The sequence below is a fragment of the Actinoplanes italicus genome (genome assembly GCF_003001815.1).
Classification (GTDB): domain Bacteria; phylum Actinomycetota; class Actinomycetes; order Mycobacteriales; family Micromonosporaceae; genus Actinoplanes; species Actinoplanes italicus.
The window spans coordinates 185,173-205,063 of record NZ_PVMZ01000022.1; the positions used below are offsets into that span (position 1 = coordinate 185,173).

Annotated in this window: 16 protein-coding genes; 4 read left to right on the forward strand and 12 right to left on the reverse strand. The window is 70.6% G+C overall.

All coding sequences use genetic code 11. The features are described 5' to 3' along the window. Nucleotides 1-271 precede the first annotated feature (271 nt). The gene (locus CLV67_RS40050; protein WP_146169490.1) at nt 272-949 is read right to left on the reverse strand and encodes a hypothetical protein; all 678 of its coding nucleotides are present in this window, start codon (nt 947-949) and stop codon (nt 272-274) included. Between the two features lie 590 nt (nt 950-1,539). Between CLV67_RS40050 and CLV67_RS40055 the strand changes: the two genes are divergently transcribed. After that, nucleotides 1,540-2,478 (forward strand): acyl-CoA desaturase, encoded by a 939-nt coding sequence (locus CLV67_RS40055; protein WP_106328192.1) that lies wholly within the window; start codon nt 1,540-1,542, stop codon nt 2,476-2,478. Nucleotide 2,479: 1 nt separating this feature from the next. Then, entirely contained in the window at nt 2,480-3,745 is a 1,266-nt protein-coding gene (locus tag CLV67_RS40060; RefSeq protein WP_106328194.1) for an AI-2E family transporter, read from the forward strand. A 408-nt stretch (nt 3,746-4,153) separates the two neighbouring features. Here CLV67_RS40060 and CLV67_RS40065 read toward each other — a convergent pair whose 3' ends face one another. Then, nucleotides 4,154-4,606 carry a DUF5994 family protein gene (locus tag CLV67_RS40065; protein ID WP_106328196.1) on the reverse strand — a complete coding sequence of 151 codons (453 nt, stop codon included), beginning with the start codon at nt 4,604-4,606 and terminating at the stop codon, nt 4,154-4,156. Between the two features lie 456 nt (nt 4,607-5,062). Between CLV67_RS40065 and CLV67_RS40070 the strand changes: the two genes are divergently transcribed. Continuing rightward, the gene (locus CLV67_RS40070) at nt 5,063-5,929 is read left to right on the forward strand and encodes a nitroreductase family protein (RefSeq protein ID WP_106328198.1); all 867 of its coding nucleotides are present in this window, start codon (nt 5,063-5,065) and stop codon (nt 5,927-5,929) included. A gap of 80 nt (nt 5,930-6,009) precedes the next feature. Here the strand turns inward: CLV67_RS40070 and CLV67_RS40075 are convergent, their stop codons facing one another. From CLV67_RS40075 to CLV67_RS40085, 3 genes are read right to left on the reverse strand one after another with little or no spacing between them, the layout of a single operon-like run. Then, nucleotides 6,010-7,500, reverse strand: coding sequence for an FAD-dependent monooxygenase (locus CLV67_RS40075; protein WP_106328200.1), 1,491 nt, complete (start codon nt 7,498-7,500; stop codon nt 6,010-6,012). Further along, the gene (locus tag CLV67_RS40080) at nt 7,497-8,699 is read right to left on the reverse strand and encodes a M23 family metallopeptidase (protein ID WP_106328202.1); all 1,203 of its coding nucleotides are present in this window, start codon (nt 8,697-8,699) and stop codon (nt 7,497-7,499) included. The genes CLV67_RS40075 and CLV67_RS40080 overlap by 4 nt, the downstream gene beginning before the upstream one ends. 53 nt (nt 8,700-8,752) lie before the next feature. Further along, nucleotides 8,753-10,198, reverse strand: coding sequence for an FAD-binding oxidoreductase (locus tag CLV67_RS40085; RefSeq protein ID WP_106328204.1), 1,446 nt, complete (start codon nt 10,196-10,198; stop codon nt 8,753-8,755). 149 nt (nt 10,199-10,347) lie between these two features. Here CLV67_RS40085 and CLV67_RS40090 point away from each other — a divergent pair, with 149 nt between their 5' ends. Next, on the forward strand, nt 10,348-12,225 hold the full coding sequence (locus tag CLV67_RS40090) for an AfsR/SARP family transcriptional regulator (RefSeq protein WP_170154193.1): 1,878 nt from the start codon (nt 10,348-10,350) through the stop codon (nt 12,223-12,225). A gap of 130 nt (nt 12,226-12,355) precedes the next feature. On the opposite strand, the gene acnA is transcribed toward CLV67_RS40090, so the two are convergent. The 7 genes from acnA to CLV67_RS40125 all read right to left on the reverse strand — a co-directional run bounded on the left by acnA (nt 12,356) and on the right by CLV67_RS40125 (nt 19,881). Beyond that, a complete protein-coding gene (gene acnA, locus CLV67_RS40095) occupies nt 12,356-14,932 on the reverse strand; it encodes an aconitate hydratase AcnA (protein WP_106328208.1) in 2,577 nt (858 codons plus the stop codon). Continuing rightward, on the reverse strand, nt 14,929-15,234 hold the full coding sequence (locus CLV67_RS40100; RefSeq protein WP_106328210.1) for a putative quinol monooxygenase: 306 nt from the start codon (nt 15,232-15,234) through the stop codon (nt 14,929-14,931). Before CLV67_RS40100 ends, acnA begins: the two co-directional genes overlap by 4 nt. Further along, nucleotides 15,234-16,235: an Ldh family oxidoreductase gene (locus tag CLV67_RS40105; protein WP_106328212.1), complete on the reverse strand. Its 1,002-nt coding sequence runs from the start codon at nt 16,233-16,235 to the stop codon at nt 15,234-15,236. The genes CLV67_RS40100 and CLV67_RS40105 overlap by 1 nt, the downstream gene beginning before the upstream one ends. After that, the gene (gene otnC, locus CLV67_RS40110; RefSeq protein WP_106328214.1) at nt 16,232-16,852 is read right to left on the reverse strand and encodes a 3-oxo-tetronate 4-phosphate decarboxylase; all 621 of its coding nucleotides are present in this window, start codon (nt 16,850-16,852) and stop codon (nt 16,232-16,234) included. The genes CLV67_RS40105 and otnC overlap by 4 nt, the downstream gene beginning before the upstream one ends. After that, entirely contained in the window at nt 16,852-18,063 is a 1,212-nt protein-coding gene (gene otnK, locus CLV67_RS40115) for a 3-oxo-tetronate kinase (protein ID WP_106328216.1), read from the reverse strand. Before otnK ends, otnC begins: the two co-directional genes overlap by 1 nt. After that, on the reverse strand, nt 18,060-18,731 hold the full coding sequence (locus CLV67_RS40120) for an aspartate/glutamate racemase family protein (RefSeq protein WP_106328218.1): 672 nt from the start codon (nt 18,729-18,731) through the stop codon (nt 18,060-18,062). The genes otnK and CLV67_RS40120 overlap by 4 nt, the downstream gene beginning before the upstream one ends. Nucleotides 18,732-18,807: 76 nt before the next feature. Then, nucleotides 18,808-19,881 carry an isocitrate/isopropylmalate dehydrogenase family protein gene (locus tag CLV67_RS40125; RefSeq protein ID WP_106328220.1) on the reverse strand — a complete coding sequence of 358 codons (1,074 nt, stop codon included), beginning with the start codon at nt 19,879-19,881 and terminating at the stop codon, nt 18,808-18,810. Nucleotides 19,882-19,891 lie beyond the last annotated feature (10 nt).

Here is a 19,891-nt window from a genome sequence, read left to right on the forward strand (position 1 = left end):
GTCGTGCCGGCCGGAGCTGTCCATCAACGACCGCTTCCCCGGCGCAGACCGAGGCGTGGGAGTCGGTGAACGTGCCCGGCCTGTTCTTCGCCGGCCGAGAAACTGGACGGCACCCCGGAGCCCTCGCTGCGGGCCCGGACGCCGCCGGGCCGGGGCGGCCGCCGCTGTCGCAGAGTTCGCTCGCGGAGGTGAGCCCCGGTGCGGCCTTCTGACTCAAAGGCAACTGCCGAGTGGTCCCGCGCATCTTCCTTGCAGGCTTGGCATGCACAAGTCAGCTCGTAGCAGCCTTCAGCGGGAAGTCTGGCACGTTCGACCAATCCAGAGTCTCACCCAAGGCGGTCGCCACCTGGTCCGATATTCGCCGGGCACCATAAGCGTAAATGCGTGCGCAGGAGATGGCCCCGATCAGGCCGATCGAATGCTTTCCTCCCGCCTTCGCCCGCAACACGCTGCTGGCGTGCGTAACTCCACGGAGCGGCCCGGGCCAGACTTCGGTGCGCCAGCCGGAGACCAGGCCATGGGTCAGGCAATGACGGACCTCCATCCAGCCGTCAGCTCGCTGGAGGACCTTCACCCAGTCAATGGTCTCCGTGCTCGGCCGTCCGCCGACGCCTGGGATGTTCCAGACCTGCAACGGAGGCGATGCGGCCACTGATCTGCTCAGACCGGGAAACTCGTTCTCAGCCTTCTTCTGAAAGTCAGCGACCGTTGGGTTGTTGATCGACACTCGTTTGGCGATCTGCGCGAGCCCGTACCCGCGAGCGTGCAGGGAGAGCGCCAGGAATTCCTCGACGAATCCTTCGAATGCTGCGATCACGCCCAACACCACTGCCGGCGGCAAAGCCGAGAAGTTGCCCGCATTGCCGGGTGTTCTTGGATGAAGCTGAATCAACCTCTGCGGCACCTCAAGCGACCGGGCATACTTGTTGACGGCTTCCTGCAGATTCATCTGAAACAGGACGATATCCTTCCGGACCAGCAACCGACGCGTAAGTCGGATCACCCTACCCCTAGCGGATCACGCAGATCCTTACGCGTACAGGCGGGAGATTCAAGCTCTGCCGCACTCCAGTGCCGGCTGAGAGCGACCGGCATCCACATCGGATGCGGATCCGTACCCGAGCATTTCAGTCGTGTGCCGAAAGGCCGTCCTGTGGGCCGCCGGTCCCCCTCTGGCGGCGGCCCACAGGACTCCTCTCTTCGAGGAAAGTTCGGAGGTTCCTTCGACTCCCGCCGACGAAGAACCGGTGACGGAGGTCCCCGGCTACCCCATCCGCGGAGCGGTAAACGGACGGATGCGAGCAATGAACCGGACGGTGTTCCTCCGCCTCGAGCACCGCCCGGACCACCCGCACCTGAGCGGCGCCCGTTTGCCGAGGGTGCAGCGGGGTACCCCATGCTCATCAGGTTCAATGCCGTAGCCCGTGGCGCCCACGTGGTCCCGGCGGCCGTCCAGACTCCTGCGGCCTCATTTCTCCCGCCGCAAACACCTCTGTCCGCACGATGCACGTCGGCCGGCAGGATTCCAGGAGTCGACCCATGAGCACATCCGTCATCACCACTCTTCCCGGCCCCAAGCCGATGATCGAGGAGCCTCAATCACCGGCGGCCGTCGCCATGCTCTGGGTCTTCGTGGTGGCCCCGTTCGTCGCACTGTTCGCCGCCGTGCCGATCGCCTGGGGGTGGGGGCTCTCCGCGCTCGACGCCACCATGGCGATCATCGGGTATCTGATCGCGGTCGCCGGCGTCACGGTCGGATTCCACCGCCACCTCACCCACGGCTCGTTCAAAGCCAAACGGCCCCTGCGCCTCGCTCTGGCGGTAGCCGGATCCCTAGCCGTCGAAGGACCCCCGACGACCTGGGTCTCCGATCACCGGCGGCACCACGCCTTCACCGATCGTGAAGGCGACCCCCATTCCCCCTGGCGGTACGGCACCGGCGTCCGCGCCCTGGCCAAGGGCCTGTGGTACGCCCATTGCGGCTGGTTCCTCAATCCCGAGGTCACCAACAGGGCCCGCTTCGCGCCGGACCTGCTCGCCGACCGCGGCATCCGCGTGATCGACCGTTTGTTCCTGCCCCTGATCGCGCTGTCGCTGCTGCTGCCCGCGGTGATCGGCGGACTGGTCACCGGCACCTGGACGGGAGCGCTGACCGCGTTCTTCTGGGCCGGGCTGGTCCGGATGGCCCTGCTGCACCACGTCACCTGGTCGGTCAACTCGATCTGTCACGTCGTCGGCGAACGCCCGTTCAACAGCAAGGACAAAGCCACCAACTTCTGGCCGCTGGCGATCCTGTCGTTCGGTGAGAGCTGGCACAACAGCCACCACGCCGACCCCACCGGCGCCCGGCACGGCGTCCTGCGCGGCCAGATCGACCCCGCCGCCCGTCTCATCTGGATCTTCGAGAAGCTCGGCTGGGCCCACGACGTCCGCTGGCCCGACCCGGCCCGGCTCGCCGCCAGGCGCAGGACGGTCTGAGATGCCGTCGGTGTGGGTCGACACCGCCCGTAAGCGGACCCAGGACCGCCTCGCCGTCGCCCGGCAGGGCTGGACACCACCGCCGTTCACCGCGGATCCGGCACTCGGCGAGGCCTCGGTCGTGCTGGTGGAGCAGACCCCGTCAGTGGATGATGGCCTACCCCGCGGCGTACGCGTCGCCGGCGCGTGGGCGTGGCGGATCATCCTGTTCGTCGCTGCCGCGTATCTGTTGATCCAGGTCGTCAGCCGGCTGCAGATCGTGATCGTCCCGATCGCGATCGCGCTCCTGGTGGCCGCGCTCTTCGAACCGTTGTCGGCCGGCCTGCGCCGACGGGGGATGAACCGGTCACTCGCCGCCGGACTCGTACTCGTCGGCGGTCTGGTCGTGGTCTTCGGGGGTCTCACCCTGATCGTGCAGACGGTCATCTCGCAGCTGGACGATCTGAGCACGCAGGTCGGTGAGGGTCTCGCCGAGGTGCAGGGGTGGCTGGCGCAGGGCCCGCTGCATCTGTCTCAGAGCCAGCTCAGTGACGGTCTCGAGCGTCTGCGGACGGCGATCACCGACAACCAGGGCGCGCTGACCTCCGGCGCTCTGAACACCGCCACCACACTCGGCGAGGTCGTGGCCGGGTTCCTGCTCGCGCTGTTCACGCTCTTCTTCTATCTGCGCGACGGTGGGCAGATCTGGACGTTCGTGTGCCGGATGCTGCCGCGGGCCGCCCGGATCCCCACCGCCCGGGCCGGGCACTACTCCTGGCACACCCTGGTCTCCTACGTGCGCGCCACCGTGCTGGTCGCCTTCGTGGACGCCGTCGGCATCGGCGTCGGTCTCGCGATACTGCGCGTCCCGCTCGCCCTGCCGCTGGCCGCGCTGGTCTTCCTCAGCGCGTTCATCCCGGTCATCGGCGCCACCCTGTCCGGCACGGTGGCGGTCCTGGTCGCTCTGGTCACCGTCGGTCCGGTGAAGGCGCTGATCGTGCTGGGCGTGGTCATCGCCGTCCAGCAGATCGAGGGCCACATCCTGCAGCCGCTGATCATGGGACGTGCCGTCGCCCTGCACCCGCTCGCCGTGATCCTGGCCATCGCCGTCGGCGTGGTCGTCGCCGGCATCGTCGGTGGGCTGGTCGCCGTACCGCTGCTCGCGGTCCTCAACACCGCCATCCGCTACCTGTTCAGCCACCCCGGCGGCGAGCCCACCCCGGACCATGAACCGCCGGGGACGGAACCGGCCGAAGTCACCCCGGAAGAAAGTGAGCCAGCTCGATGACGGTGACCACCACCCGTACCAACCCGGCGCCCCGATCCGCGGCCGTCGTCGACACGCCGGCGGAGGCCGGCCGGCCGCCCGATTCGGCGGAGAGCAGGCGTTCAGCGTGAGTCCTGGTCAACCTGCCGAGAAAGCCGACGGTCAGGCCCCCGAAGTCTCCGGACGGCAGGGAAGCGACAATCCGGCCTCCACGCCACCCTTACCGCGCCGGGAACAACAGGACCCCGGTACGCCGACCGCGATCGGCCGGCCAGACCACCAACCGCACGACACCGGCCCACCCGTGAAACCGGGACGGCGGCGTCCGTTGCTGTTGCAGAGCCACCACTTCCGGGAGAGGGGAGCAGCCTCCCCTCCTCTCGCCTGACGGTCCCGAGCCGTCGACGCGCTGCTCCTTCCCGTCGAGGATCAGCCGTCGTGCTCGATGTCGGCGAGCAGTTCGGGCGCGTGGCGCTTGTCGGCGCCGTCCGCCGCGGCAGCCAGCGCGGCCTCGGCCGATGCCCGGCTGGTGTCGGGCGGGACGACCAGCAGATCGAAGCGGTCGTGCCCGAACTCCGTGATGATGGTGAGCAGCCCGGCCGGCTGGGCCGTGTACCAGCCGAGCCGCACCGGCTGGCTGCCGTTGGCTGCCCGGCGATGATGCGGAAGATCCCATTCGGCGCTGTTCAGCAGCGCGTGCGTGATCTGGCCCCGGAGCCCGGCAAGCGCCGACACCAGGTTGGGGAGCTCGACGGCCACGTCCGTCGAGCGGGGCCACCAGGCCCCGTCCAGCACGGTGGCCCGGGAAGGATGCGGGTCCAGCCGCAGGCGTACCGCCTCCTCTGATGTGGAAACGCTCCCGGCTTCGGCGATTCGGGTCATGATGACGCCTCTCCATAAAGCGGGAGTGACCCGCATCGGTGATCTGGTGAATCAGCACGGTGAAGTCTGGTCGCCCTGGACCGCGCGATAGCGGATGAGATCAGGACTCCTGTGGCGCCGCACACCCTTGCGGCATAAGCGCCGGCGATGTGGACTGCTGACCGCTCGCCCGACCGATGACCCAGATGGATGACCGCTACCCAAATTTCATGATCATCAAACCGGGGAGCCTCGCCGATGGCGACCAACCAGCGGTTCTGAGCGGAGCGCGTACCCTTGAGGGTGAACCGGCGGCCCTGGCCTCCGGGCGCTGACCCCGGTCGGCGTGCGGGCTGGAGCCCGCGCCCTCACCGACCTCGGTGGACCTCGTCTCGCCCGTCTCGCCGGGCCGGACCCGCGCCTGCGTTGGTCCCGGACGACGGGAACGCCGATGAGAACACCCGCTCGAACAGTCCGATGACATCGGTACGCCCGGTCGGGCGGCACATCACGAACGACATCTTCCACCGGGCCATCGTCGCCGCCCAGCAGGCTCCCTCCGCTCACGACGCCCGGCCGTGGCGATGGAAGGTGACCAACGGCGTCCTGGACCTGTTCCTGCACATCGAGTCGTCGCCCGGGCTCCCGGCCCCCGACGGGCGGCTCGCCACGATCGGCTGCGGCGCCGCGCTGCACCACGCCCGTCTGACTCTGGCCGCGGGCGGCTGGCGGGTGACCACGACCCGTCTGCCCGACCTCACCGAGCCGGCCCATCTCGCGCGGCTTCACATCGACGGCCCCGCACCGGTGAGCCCCGGCACCGCCGATCTGGCGCGCATCATCGAACTGCGTCACACCGACCGCCGTCCCGTCACCGGCCGCCGGATCACCCCCGAGCAACTGAGCACCATCTGTGCCGCCTTCGAGTCCCAGCACGTACGCCTCGCCGTGTTACGACCGGACCAGATCCTGGGCCTGGCCGTGGCGACGGCCCACGCCGACGGCCTCGAATCGGCCGGCAGGCAATGGCAGTCGGAACTGGCGCTGTGGGCCGGCGGCGACCGCATCGTCGGCGCCCCCGATCACCAGAGCCTGCCCGCCACCCAGGACGGGCACGACCGGGCCGCAACGTTCGTCGTGCTGCACGGTCCGGGTGATCAGAGACAGGACTGGCTCCATGCCGGCGAGGCACTCTCCGCAGGCTCCCTGGTCGCCGCCGGACTCGGGGTGTCGACCCTGCCCTTCAGCGCACCGATCGAGCACGAACGCGCCCGCGCCATCCTGCGGGATGCGGTCCCCGATCTCGGCCGTCCATACCTGATGGCACGCTTGGGCCATCACTGAGCAGGTGCCGGCCCGGACGAGGTCAACGGATTCGCGTCGAACCGAGTTCACCGCCGTCAGAACCCTTCCGAGCAGCCCGTTCAGAGCGAGCGCAGGTAGTCGCGGACGCTACGGCCGTCCCCCGGGTCGGCGACCAGGCCGACATGGCCGTCCGGGCGTACCAGGACCAGGGTGTCCGCGCCGTAGGCGTTCGCCGCATGGCCGCCGTCGTCGGGCAGGCCGCCCGACCCGACCGCCCAGGATCCGATGATCGCGGGATCCACGCCGTCGAGCGGCGGGAGGCCGTGTTCACCGATGCCGAGCAGGGTGAAGCGCGGACCACGGAACAGATCGAAAAGCCGGATCGGTGCGCCGGCGGTGTCACGCAGCGGAGCGTCCGGCGCCCGGTCCCCCGGCTGCACCCGGGCGGACCGGCCGGCCTGCCGTGACAGCCGGCTCCACGGATACCGCAGCGCCAGCTGGGTCAACTCGGGCGAGGCCACCGCGTCGAGACCGCCGCCCTTCTCCTTGACCGCGTCGAGGACCGCGGCGAGCCGTTCCGAGGTGATGTCCAGCAGCCAGCTCGCGATCGGGAGCCGCTCCTCGTCGTACGTGTCCAGCAGCGCCGGGGATGCCTTCCCCGCGACCACCAGACCGAGCTTCCAGCCCAGGTTGTACGCGTCCTGGATCCCGCTGTTCATGCCTAGCCCGCCGGCGATCGGGTGAACGTGGGCCGCGTCCCCGGCGAGGAACACCCGGTCCACCCGGAGCCGGTCGACCATTCGGACATTGACGCGGTACGTCGAGCGCCACGCCAGCTCGTGCAAGCGCACTCCCGGGAGCCCGGCCACTCGATCGAAGGTCCGCTGAAACCGCTCCAGGGTCGGTTCGAGCGGTGCGCCGTCCGCGTCGAGTTCGTGGGTGGCCTGTATCTGGAACATGTCGGTGCCGGGCAGCGGGCACAGCATGACGATGCCGTCGCCGGTGAACCACTGATGCCAGGCGTCACGGCCGAGCCCTTCGACGTGGATGTCACCGACCGCCATGGTCTGCATGTCCGGTGTCTCGCCACGCATCGGCAGGCCGAGTGCCTTGCGGACGGTGCTCCGGCCGCCGTCGCAGCCGACCAGGTATCGGGCCCGGATCCGCGCCTCACCGACCGTCGCGGTCACTCCGCCGGCGTCCTGCTGGAAGTCGTTCAGTTCGGTGCCGCGTTCGACGGTGACGCCGAGGCCGGCCAGCCGCTCGCGCAGGATCTGTTCCACCCGCCACTGCGGGATCATCAGGGCCGCGGGGTACGGGACGTCGGGCGTGGGCACCTGGTCGGCCTGCGGATCGACCTCGGCGATCACCTCGGTCCCCTGGTACTTGCGGTGCCGCAGGTGGCTGACACCGGACGCCAGGATCTGGTCGGCGACCCCCAGATCGTCGAGCACCTCCTGGCTGCGCGGGCTGAGCCCCTTCCCCCGGGAGCCGGTGGGGAACTCCGGCACCCGGTCGATGATCCGCACCGCCACGCCACGACGGGCGAGTTCACAGGCGAGCGTGAGACCGGTCGGGCCCGCACCGGTCACGAGAACATCCGCGTTCACCGGAACTCGATGACATCGCCGGTGAGCGGGTACCGCCCGGTCCGGTCCGGTGCGGGCGGGGCGGCCACCCGTACCGGCGCCTCCGGTTCGCTGTCCAGGCCGGCGATCCGGTTCTGGATCCGGAAGTGGTCGAAGGTGTACGGAACACTGTCGCCGGCCACGCCCAACGGCAGGCCCGGGCTGTCGACCACGTGGAAGTGCAGGTGCGCTTCGGTCGAGTTGCCGGAGTTGCCGACCAGGCCGAGTGCCTGCCCACGGGTGAGCCGGTCCCCCGGCTTGACCCGCACGCTGCCGGCCTGCATGTGGGCGTACAGCGCGTACGCCCCGCCGCCGAGGTCCTGGATCACGAAGTTGCCGGTCAGGTCCCCGGGTCCCGTGCGGGGCGGCAGCTTCTGCGGCGTGTTCGCGCGCACCCCGTCCCGCATCGCCAGCACCTTGCCGTCGGCCACCGCCCTGACGCCCTCGCCGAAGATGAAGTAGTTCTCGTTGCGGTCCTGGTCGCCGGTGTAACTGCCCACACCGCCGTCGGTCTGGACGAAGTCGATCGCGTACCGCTGGGCCGCGAAGGTGTGGCCGTCGAACTCCATGAGGGCCAGGCGGTGCACGAACGGCGGCCGGCAGCATCCGTACACGGCGAAACCGTCGCCCCGCAGCGGTGGGCTGAGGCGCAGGGGTTCGCGCCGGTCGACTTCTGTCGCAGCGCCACGCACGGTCCGCTCGGCGGCTCCGGACACCTCGAAGCGGTGGCTCAGCCGGGCCGGCACCCGGGCACCGGCCGCCACCGTGACGTCGAGCAGCAGCGAACCGGACTTGCCGGGTGCCAGCGTCCGGCTGAACGTGCGCGCCTCGGGGTCCAGCAGGACCCGTTCGATCGCGCGGGAGTCGTAGACGGCGACGGGCTCAGTGCGGTCCGGCTCCTGCACTTCCACCCGGTCCAGGTGTACGGGGTCGGCGGAGACGTTGCGCAGCACGACCTCGTAGACCAGATGCGTCCGATCGTCGCTTCCGGGCACCGGCCTCGGCGCCGCCAGCACCCCGGTCTCCAGGATCTCAACCCCCGCGGGTCCGGCGGTACGGGCGGTCGCCGGCACACCGGCGGCCGCCAGGAGCAACGCCGCTCCCCCGGCGACGATGGCGACGATTCTCCGGTACGCGCCCGGCCGAGCCGCTCCGGACGTTACCGGCGAACATCGCGACATCGTGGCTCCCCCGCTGCTGGACTGCTCCTGATGCTGCTACCTGCCGCCCTCCTTCACAGGCTGTTCGGCGAACCCGGGACTTCGCGCTCGGCGCTGGTCGCGGGCGGGATGTTGTGGTTGATGCGGAACAGGTTCGCCGGGTCCCATCGGCGCTTGATGCCGGCCAGCCTCTCGTAGGCCTCCGGGGCGTACGCGAGTGCGGCCGTCTGCGGATCGGCGTCGGCGGCGAACATGAAGTTCAGGTACCGGCGACCGGTCGACCAGGGTGCGAGGGCGTCGATCAGGCGCTGCTCGTAGGCGTGCAGGGCGGCGGCGTCCGGCGGGCCGCCGGCAGCCACGAGGAACACGTTGTAGAGGGTCTCGTCGCGGTTGCCGACGGCGTTCGGCACCTCCGGGGCACGGCTGAGGGCTCCGCCCATGTGCCGCACCTCGGCCAGGACCAGCGGCGACTCGGCGCCGGGACCGGCGTACCGCAGGATCGTGTCGACCGCCTCGGCGGGCAGCTCACGCAGCAGCGCCGCGTGCTCGTAGAGCGGCAGCGGATCGACCGGGTCGTTGTGCACGGCGGCGACCGCCGCGTACGGCATCGGCCCTACCGCATCGATGATCGGAGCACCCAGGTCCCGGAACGGCTGGACCAGGACCGCGCCGTCGGACGGGCCGCCCAGGTAGGCGACGCGCAGGTGGGCGACGAGGCGGTCGCGCAGCGGCTCCGGCACGAACGGTGCCGCCGGCAGGTGCAGCAGGCCGACGGAGGCCGACATCTCCTCCGGAAGGTCCTTGGTCCATTCCCGGAACAGGTGCAGCACCTCGCCGGCCAGCTCGCCCGGGAAGAAGATGCCACCGCCGTAGAACGCTTTGATCGGGAAGACGGTGAACTCGATGGCGACGACGACACCGAAGTTGCCCTTCGCGCCCCGCAGCGCCCAGAAAAGGTCCGGCTCGCTGTCGGCGGTGACATGGCGCACCTCGCCGTCGGGGGTCACCACGTCGAGCGCGGTCACGTGGTCGGCGGCGTAACCGTACTTCCGGCCGAACGGGCCCAGGCCGCCGCCTAGGGTGTAGCCGACCACGGTCACGGTCGGTGATGATCCGTTGAGTCCCGCCACACCGAGCTTGCCGGCCTGCTCCACGAACTCGCCCCACCGCACCCCGGCCTCGACGCGGGCCGTCATGGCGTCCTCGTCGATGGTCAGGCCGGTCAGCCGGCGCGTGGTGATCAGCACCGCGCCGTCCGACGACACGGAGGTGCCGTGCCCGGCGCCGAGCACCGCGACCGGCAGGTCGTTGGCGGCCGCGAAGCGTACGGCGGCCTGAACGTCGGCGGCGCTGGTGACGCCCACGACGACTGCCGGGGTGTGCACCACGGTGAGGTTGTAGGTGGGGATCTCGCCGGCGTATCCCTCGTCACCCGGCACGAGGACGGGACCGGCGACGGTCGCCCGCAGGGCGGCGAGGCCGGACGCGGAAGGGAAGCCGGGGGTCTGCGGTGCGCTCACGAGGAACGGCCTTTCTCTACAGTCTTCGTGGCCGGCGATCGCCGGCCGGACCCATTCAGCCGTGACGTACGTCAACGAAGCGTTGGCGAAAGGTAGACGCCCAGTTCAGTAGGGTGGCCAGGACGGACGGGGGAAGTCGAATGACGTCGATGACGAGCCGGCCGGCACGTATCTCGGTGCTCGGCCCGGTACGTGCCTGGGACGGCGAGCAGGAACTCGATCTCGGTACTCCGCAGCAACGCACCGTCCTGGCCGTCCTGGCCCTGCGACAGGGCCGGCAGGCCACCCTGGAGGAGCTGACCGACGCGGTCTGGGGTGACGACCCGCCGCGGACCAGTGCGCTGACCTTGCGCACCTATGTGTCCCGGCTACGGCAGGTTCTCGGGGACGAAGCCATCGTGACCGTCAGTGGTGGCTACCTGTTGCGGCGGGAAACCGGGACTCTCGACTTGACCGACTTCACCGCCGCGGTGGCCCGGGCCCGGACGGCACGAGCGGCCCGCGACCACAGTACGGCGGCTCAGGCTCTGCACGAAGCCGAGGGCCTCTGGCAGGGCCCCGCGCTGGCCGACGTCCCGGGTTCGTACGCCCAGGCCCAGCGGGTGCGCCTCGAGCGGGAGCGGCGGGCGGCCACCCAGGAACGCCTGGCCCTCGACATCGGATCGGGCCGGGCCGGCACCGCGGTCACCGAGTTGAGCGCGCTGACCGAGGAGCATCCCCTCGACGAGGGTCTGAGTGGCCTGCTGATGCTCGGGCTGTACCGGACCGGCCGGCAGGCGCTGGCCGTCGCCGAGTATCAGCGCCTCCGGGAACTGCTCGCCGACGAGCTGGGGCTCGACCCCGGCGCGGCACTACGTGACGTCTACCGGCAGATCCTCGACGGTGAGCCGGCGCCCGCCCCGGTCGCTCCGGTGTGGGAGACGGCCGGCACGCACCGGGGCGCGGTGGCACCGGAGCAGCTACCGGCCGGGATCCGGGATTTCGTGGGACGAACGGAGTTGATCGACCGGCTCCGCGGATCGCTCACCGCGGCGGGGGTCAGCGCACCGGTCGTCGGCCTGACCGGGCTCGGCGGCATGGGGACCAGCAGCCTGGCCGTCCACCTCGCCCACCGGATCCGGGCCGGGTTCCCGGACGGGCAGCTCTACGCCGACCTGCGCGACGACGACGGCGGCCCGGTGGGGGCGGCGGCGGTTCTGGCCGGATTCCTGCGGGCGTTCGGCGTGCCGCCCGCGGACGTCCCGGACGATCTGGCCGAGCGAGCCGCGCTGTGGCGAACCGTCTCGTGCGGCCGCCGCCTGCTCCTCGTGCTCGACCATGCGATGACACCGGAGCAGTTGCGGCCGCTGCTGCCGACCGGAACCGGCAGCGCCGCGATCGTCACCGGCAGCCGCCGCCTCGCCGGCATGCCGCAGATCCGGTGGACCTCCCTGCCCGCGTTCGAGCCGGAGGAGTCCGTCGAGCTGTTCCGCCGGGTCGCCGGACGATCCCGCGTCGACGCCGAGTACGACGCCGCGCTGCGGTTCGCCGGCGCGTGTTCTCATCTGCCACTGGCGGTACGCCTCGGCGCCGAGCGGCTCGCGGCCCGGCCCACCTGGTCCGTCGCGTCGATCGGCGACAGGCTGCGGGTGGAGATGCGCCAGCCGGTCGCGCTGCACGAGGACTGCATCCGGGTCGAAGCCCCGTTCGAACGAGACCTGGAGGCTCTGCGCGCCGTCGACCCGCCGGCGGCTGTCGCTTTCGGGCTGGTCGCTCTTGCGGACGATGACGAGATCACCGTCGGTACCGCCGCCCGGCTGCTGGATCTGCCCGACACCGAGGCCGAACGGGTGATGGAGTCGCTGACCGACGCCCACCTGATCGAGGCCACCGGCTATCAGCGGTACCGCTACCTGGAAATCGTGCGATGGTTCGCCCGCCGCAAGGCGATCGCGGCGCACTCCGCCGAGTTCCGGCGGGCCGTACTGGCCAGGCTCGGCAAGCCCGTGCCAGCAGAACTGCCGACACGCAGCCTGCGAGCCGTCTGACGACGCGTCCCGGGATCCATCCGGCACTGGTAACCGAGCGTTCGCCCTGATTCTCTGGCTCCTCGTGGCCGGCCGGGGCCATGGCGCGACGTCCTCACCCACTACGGGCCTCGCGCCAGGGAATCCGTTACTACCGTCGCGGCCCTCTCGACTGTTCAGGCGCCGTGGCGAGCAGCTGCCGCAGGACGTACGGCATGATGCCGCCGTGCCGGTAGTACTCGGCTTCCCGGGCGGTGTCCAGGCGTACCGTCGCGGTGAAATTGATGGTGCCGGCGGTGACCGTGACCGCCGGGCCGGAGGCCGACCTCGTGATGTCGTATCGTTCCCGGCCGGTCAGTCCGAGGCTGTCGGCGGACTCGCCGGGCGGGAACTGCAGCGGCAGGATGCCCATGCCGACCAGATTCGACCGGTGGATCCGCTCGTACGACTCCGCGATGACCGCCCGGACGCCGAGCAGAGCAGGCCCTTTGGCCGCCCAGTCCCGCGACGAGCCGGTCCCGTAGTCCTTGCCGGCGAGCACGATCAACGGCGTCGCGCTCTGCCGGTAGGCCATCGCCGCGTCGTAGACCGGGATGACCGCGTCCTGCCCGGCGAGCCGCGTGAACCCGCCCTCGGTACCCGGCACGAGCTGGTTGCGCAGCCGCACGTTGGCGAACGTGCCCCGCATCATGACCTCGTGGTTGCCGCGCCGCGACGCGTACGTGTTGATCTCGAACGGTGCGACGCCGAGTTCGGTCAGGTAGCGGCCGGCCGGAGTATGCAGCGGGATCGCGCCGGCCGGGCAGATGTGGTCGGTGGTGATCGAGTCGCCGAGTTTCACCAGCACCCGCGCGTCCCGGAGCTCGGGCCGCTCTCCCGGCGACGGAGTCATGGCGTCGAAGTACGGTGGCCGCCGCAGGTAGGCGGACGTCTCGTCCCAGGTGAACGTCGCCCCGTGCGGGATGTCGAGTGCCTGCCAGCGGCTGTCGCCGGTGAAGACGTCAGCGTAGACGTCGGTGAACATCCGCGGCGTGATGCTCGACTCGACGACGTCCTGCACTTCGCGCGGACTGGGCCAGATGTCGCGCAGGTGCACCGGTTCGCCGTCGGAGCCGGTGCCGAGCGGTTCGGTGGTCAGGTCGAGGTCCATCGTCCCGGCGATGGCGTAGGCGACGACCAGCGGCGGTGAGGCGAGGTAGTTCATGCGCACGTCGGGGTTGATCCGGCCGTCGAAGTTGCGGTTGCCCGAGAGTACGGACACCACGCTGATGTCGTGCTCGCGGACGGCCGCGGCGACCTCGGGAATCAGCGGGCCGGACGCGCCGATGCAGGTCATGCAGCCGTACCCGGTCAGGTGGAACCCGAGCTTCTCCAATGCCGACGTGAGCCCGGCCTGGTCGTAGTAGCTGGTCACCACCCGCGAGCCGGGCGACAGGGTGGTTTTCACCCACGGCTTGCTGCGCAGCCCACGGGCCACCGCGTTGCGGGCGAGCAGCCCGGCGGCGACCATCACGGCAGGGTTCGAGGTGTTGGTGCAGGAGGTGATCGCAGCGATCGCCACGTGACCGTGTTCGATCACCGACGACACGGGCGGCAGGTCGCGGGCGGTCTCCCGGAAGGCGGCCTTCGCGGCGCTGAGAGCGAGGCGGTCCTGGGGGCGGCGGGGCCCGGCGAGAGACTGTTCGACCACACCCAGATCAAGATCGACCACTTGGCTGTACGAGACCACGCGCTCCGGATCGTGCCAGAGGCCCTGCTCCTTGGCGTACGCCTCGACGAGCGCCACATGACGCGGCGTGCGCCCCGTGAACCGCAGGTATCGCAGGGTCTCGTCGTCGATCGGGAAGTAGGCGCACGTCGACCCGAACTCGGGTGCCATGTTCGCGATGGTGGCCCGGTCGGCGAGCGTGACCCCGTTGACGCCCGGGCCGGAGAACTCGACGAACCTGCCGACCACCCCGTGCCGGCGCAGCAGCTCGGTGATCGTCAGAACCAGGTCGGTGGCCGTGGCGCCGTCGGGCAGACGCCCGTGCAGTCGGACCCCGACGACCTCGGGCAGCGGGATCGACAGCGACTGGCCGAGCATGACAGCCTCGGCCTCGATGCCGCCGATCCCCCACCCGAGCACCCCGAGCCCGTTGACCATGGTGGTGTGCGAGTCGGTGCCCAGGCACACGTCCGGGAACGCCTGGCCGTTCTCGGCGGTGACGACCCTGGCCAGGTGTTCGACGTTGACCTGGTGCATGATCCCGGTGCCGGGCGGGACGACGGCGAAGTTGCGCAGGTTCTGCTGTCCCCACCGCAGGAACCGGTAGCGCTCGGCGTTGCGGCCGTACTCGATCTCGACGTTGCGTTCCCGAGCCTCGGCCGTGCCGAACACGTCGGCGATCACCGAGTGGTCGATCACCAGCTCGGCCGGGATCAGCGGGTTGACCCGCCCGGGGTCACCGCCGAGGTCCCGGATCGCGTCGCGCATCGCGGCCAGGTCGACCAGGGTCGGCACCCCGTTGGTGTCGTGCAGGAACGCCCGCGACGGATGCAGGTCGACCGCCGTGCCGGGCCGCGGTGTGCCGTCCCACTGCGTCAGTGCCGCGACCTGGTCGTCGTAACCGTGGCGGATCAGGTTCTCCAGCAGGATCCGCAGGCTGTAGGGCAGCTCCTCGGGCGCGAGGTCACCGATGCGGTGAATGCGGTAGGAGTCGTCGCCGACACGCAGGGAGGTGATCATCGCTGCTCCGCGGGGAGGATCGGGGTCGCGTAGAGGTTGGACTTGGCGAGCACGCACCGGTCGACGACTTTCAGCCAGTCGGCGTAGTGTGGCGCTTCCCGATGTGCCCGGTAGAACGCCTGCTCGCCGGTGTAGATCTCGTGCAGCAGGAACCGGTGAGGCTGGTCGTCGACCCGGTGGACGTCGAAGCGCAGGCAGCCGGGCTCGTCGCGCAGTGAGGCCCGCGCGTTGGCGGTGATGCCTTCCAGGAACTCGCCGACGCGGTCGGGCCGCACGTCGACGGTGACGATCACGGTGAACATCAGTCGAAGTCCACCCCGCACTCGTGCGCGAGGGCCCGCAGATCCTCGAGGGTCTTGGGCGTCAGGGTCACGATGTCGCGGCGGTTCTCCGGCTCGCCGGGGTAGAAGATCTCGGTGGCGTTGCGGGCGAGCGGCACCCGTTTGGTCACGTCGATGAGGTCGTCAAGGCGCTGCCCGAACGCCGCCGGGTCGGCGAAGGCGCCGACGCGCAGCGCGATGACCAGGTGGCCGCAGCCGCTGCGCTGGTCGGGGACGTAGGGGCCGGCCACGTCACCGGCGTACGAGCTGCCGGTCAGGACACCGGAGAGGACGTCCATCATGAACGAGATCGCGTAGCCCTTGTGTCCGGACATCGGAGCGAGGACGCCGTCGATGGCGGCTTGCGGGTCGGTGGTCGGCAGGCCGTCGGCGTCGACCGCCCAGCCGTCGGGGATCGGCTCGCCGCGTTCCCGGGCGGCGTAGATCTTGCCGCGGGCGACACTGGTGTTGGCGATGTCCAGCACGACGTGCCCGTCGGGACGGGGCGCGGCGATCGACCAGGGGTTCGCGCCGACGATCTTCTCCCGGCCGCCGGTCGGGGCCATCGCGGGGCTGCCGTTGGTGGTGAGAATGCCGATGCAGCCGGCGTCGGCCATGATCCGTGTCCAGTAGGCGGCGGTGCCGAAGTGGTTGCTGTTGCGGACCGCGACAGCCGCCACCCCATGATCGCCGGCTCGGGCGACCGCTTCCCGGCAGGCCTGGTGGGTGATGACCTGGCCGATGCCGTCGTCGCCGTCGATGACGGCGGTCGCGCCGCCGTCCACGACGGTTCGGGGCCGCGTGACCGCTCGCATCGCTCCGGACCGGATGCGGGCGACGTACCAGGGCAGCCGGAGCATGCCGTGCGAGGGATGGCCCCAGCGGTCCGCCGTGGCCAGGCTGTCGCTGACAAGCCGGGCGTCGGGTTCGGGGACACCCACCGACTGGAGGATCCGGGTTCCCAGGTCGATCAGGTCGGTCATCGGGTTGCTCCCAGCGCGGTTACCTGCTCGGCGGTCAGTGGCCTGGTCCGGTGTCCCTGGAGCAGCAGGAACAGCCGGGCGGTCTCCTCGAGTTCCTCGACGGCATCGGCGGCTGCGGCCAGGTCGGCTCCGGCGACGACCGGACCGTGGTTGGCCAGCAGGAACGCGTGGTGATCGCGGGCGACGTGCTCGGCGGTCTCGCGGAGCGAGGAGTCGCCGGGCGCGTGGTACGGCAGCAGCGGCAGCCGTCCGACCCGCATCACGTAGTAGGCGGTCAGCGGCGGCAGTGCGGCGGCGGAGTCGAGCCCGTCAAGGCAGGAGACGGCGACCGAGTAGGTGCTGTGCAGGTGGATGACCGCGCCCGCGCCGGGCCGTGACCGGTAGACGGCCGCGTGCAGGAAGCCCTCCTTCGACGGTTTCGGCCCGTCGACGTGGGTGCCGTCGAGGTCGATGACCGACAGCGCGTCCGGGTCGAGGGAGCCGAGGCTCGCGCCGGTCGGCGTCAGCAGGATGCGGTCGCTGGCGCGGACGCTGATGTTGCCGGTGCGGCCGAAGGTCAGCCGGCGGGTGAAGAACGAGGCGCCGAGGTCGGCGATCTGCTGCCGGATGTCGCTCATCAAACTTCTTCCATCGATCGTACGAGCAGGTCAGGTCGCCCGAAGTTGCCCGACTTGAGCAGCAGCTCCAGAGGTGGTGTGCCGGCCGTTCGGCACCAGGGGACCCCGCGGTCGGCCTCGTCGGTGACCTCGACGGCGTCGATGCCGAGCGCGTTGACGACCGCGCCGGACGTCTCGCCGCCGGCCACGACGATGCGGCGGGCACCCAGCCACACGGCGGTGCGGGCCAGCGTGCCGAGGGTGTGTTCGAGCAGTTCGGCGGCGCCGGCAACGCGCTGTTCCGGCTGCGCGGACGAATAGATCAGCACCGGGGTGTCGCCGAGGTGCTTCTCGAGCCAGGTCTCGGCCTGGTGCAGCAGTTGTCCGGGTTCGGGGGTGACGGCGGGATCGAGGCGGTAGGACGGGAACACCGCGCGGGCGTGCGCGACCTGCTGCAGGGTGGCCGCCGAGCAGCTTCCGGCCAGCACGATTCCCGGCCCGGTGACGGGCCGGCGCCGCTGGTGCGCTCTGCTGCGGGCCCGGCTTGCGGCGAGGGCCCCGGCCAGGCCCGCTCCCCCGGTCAGCACCGGCAGGTCGGCCACCGCGGCGACGACGGCGATCAGATCGTCGTCCTGGGTGGCGTCGACGACGACGTGGCGAATCCCGTCGGCGCGCAGCTGTTCGAGGTGGGCGCTGACGTCTCCGGTGCGGATGACGTCGAGGGGCAGCAGCCCGACTCGATGTGGTGTCTGGCGGCTGAGGACCCGTACCAGATCAGGATCTTTCATCGGAGTCAGTGGGTGGTCCCGCATCGGCGATTCCGACAGCAAGACGCCGTTGACGAACAGGTGCCCCTGGTAGACGGTGCGACCGTGCTCGGGTGAGGCGGGGCAGATCAGGGTCATCGGGCTGCCCGCCTGGTCGAGCAGGGCGTCGGTGACCGGGCCGATGTTGCCGTCGTCGGTGGAGTCGAACGTCGAGCAGTACTTGAAGTAGACCTGTCCGGCCCCGTGCCGGCCGAGCCACCGCTGCACCCGCCGGCTCTGCTCGATGGCGTCGGCGGCCGGGATCGTCCTGGTCTTCAGCGCGACGACGACGGCGTCACAGTCGGGCGGCAGTGCGACGGAGGGGCCCGGGACGCCGAAGAGCAGCACGGTCCGCAGCCCGCAGCGGCGCAGTCCGGCGGCGACGTCGGTGCCGCCGGTGTAGTCGTCGGCGATGCAGCCGATCACGCGGTGGCTCCGGTGAAGTGGCGGCGCAGCCGCTGGGCGGCCAGTTGCGGAGGGCTCAGCACCGGGACGGTCACGGCCCGCTGGGCGGCGGGCTGGGCAGGGGAGATGGAGAACTGACCGAGAAGGATAAGGTCGGCGCCGGCCTGGGCGGACAGGGTCGCGTCGACCACGGCCCGTTCGAGGGCTTGGTGGTCGCGGGCGGTCGTGGCTGCCCGGGCACCGTCGATGACGCTCCCGGTGATGGCCGGGTCGGTGCTGAGGTGTTCGCGGAGCCGGGCCACGGTGTCGTCAACGCCGGTGCGTACCGGTCCGAGGACGGTGATCCGCTGGGCGGCGAGGCGGTCGACCTCGTCAAAGAGGGCCTGGTCGGAGGCGAGGACCGGGATCGTGGCATCGGGCGCGAAGTCCCGGGCTGCCGGACCGTACATCGAGCAGGTCAGAAGGATCGCGTCGGCGCCGCCGTTCACGGCGTACCGGAGCAGGGTATGCATCCGCTGGTGAAGGTCTGCGGTGAGGCCGCCGGCTGCCTCGGCCTCGCTTATCAGGTGGTCGTCGAGAAGGTTCCAGAGGCGGGCGTCGGCGAAGTCGGCCGCGAAGGCGGCATGAGCGGGCGCGACGGACGCCGGGGTGGCGTGAATTAGGGCGACGACGGGCGGGGTGTTGCCCACGGATGGTGTCCTTTCGGCTGGGCGGAGCCGGCGGCACACGGCTGGGGTGCGGTGCCGCCGGTTCACCGGTGTTTCCTCAGGCGGCGCGGATCGCTTCGACGACGGCGCCGGTGAAACCACTGGTGGTGGCCGTGCCGCCGAGGTCGCGAGTGCTCATGCCGGCCTTTACGGCGGCTTCTACCCCGGCCTCGACGCGGCGGGCGGCAGCGCGCAGCCGGTAGTCGTCGTGCTTGGCGGCCAGCCAGTCCAGCAACATGGCGCTTGACAGGATCATGGCGATCGGGTTGGCGATGTCGCGGCCCGCGATGTCGGGTGCCGAGCCGTGTGCGGCCTGGGCCATGGCGTGCGTGTCGGACGAGTTGATCGACGGCGCGATGCCCAGTGATCCCGCGATCTCCCCGGCCAGGTCGGAGAGGATGTCGCCGAACATGTTCTCGGTGACGATGACGTCGAACTCGTTCGCGCGACGGACAAGGTGCACCGTCATGGCGTCGATGTGGAAGTCGTCGACGGCCACATCCGGGTAACCGGCGCCGATCTCGCGGCACACGTCGCGGAACAGGCCGGTGGTCATCTTGAGGACGTTGGCCTTGTGCACGATGGTGACCCGCTTGTCGCGGCGCTGCGCGAGGTCGAATGCCGACCGGGCGATGCGTTCCACCGCGGGCCTGGTGATGATGCCCAGCGCGATGGCCACGTCGGGGGTCGGCATGAACTCGCCGGTGCCGGCGTAGGTGGACCGGTCGGCGTAGAAGCCCTGCGTGTTCTCCCGCACGATGACCAGGTCGGTGCCGGCCACGATCGCGTTGCCACCGTCGAAGCTCTTGGCGGGGCGGATGTTGGCGTACAGGTCGAAGTGCTTGCGGATGGTGCCGCTGGGGTTGAGCTTCGACCTGTGTGGTTCGGGGTAGGCGGCGCTGTCGTGCGGGCCGAGCAGCCATCCGTCCAGGCCGGCGAGGGCGGTCAAGGTCTGCTCCGGTACGGCCGTGCCGTGCTCGGCGATCGCGGCGGCGCCGAGTGGCAGCTCGACCCAGGCGATCGGTTCGAGGCCGGCCGCGGCGGCGGCCGCGTCGAGGATGGTGACCGACGACGGGACGATCTCCGGTCCGATGCCGTCACCGTGCAGGACCCCGAGGGTGTAGCTGGTCATTGATGCGGTC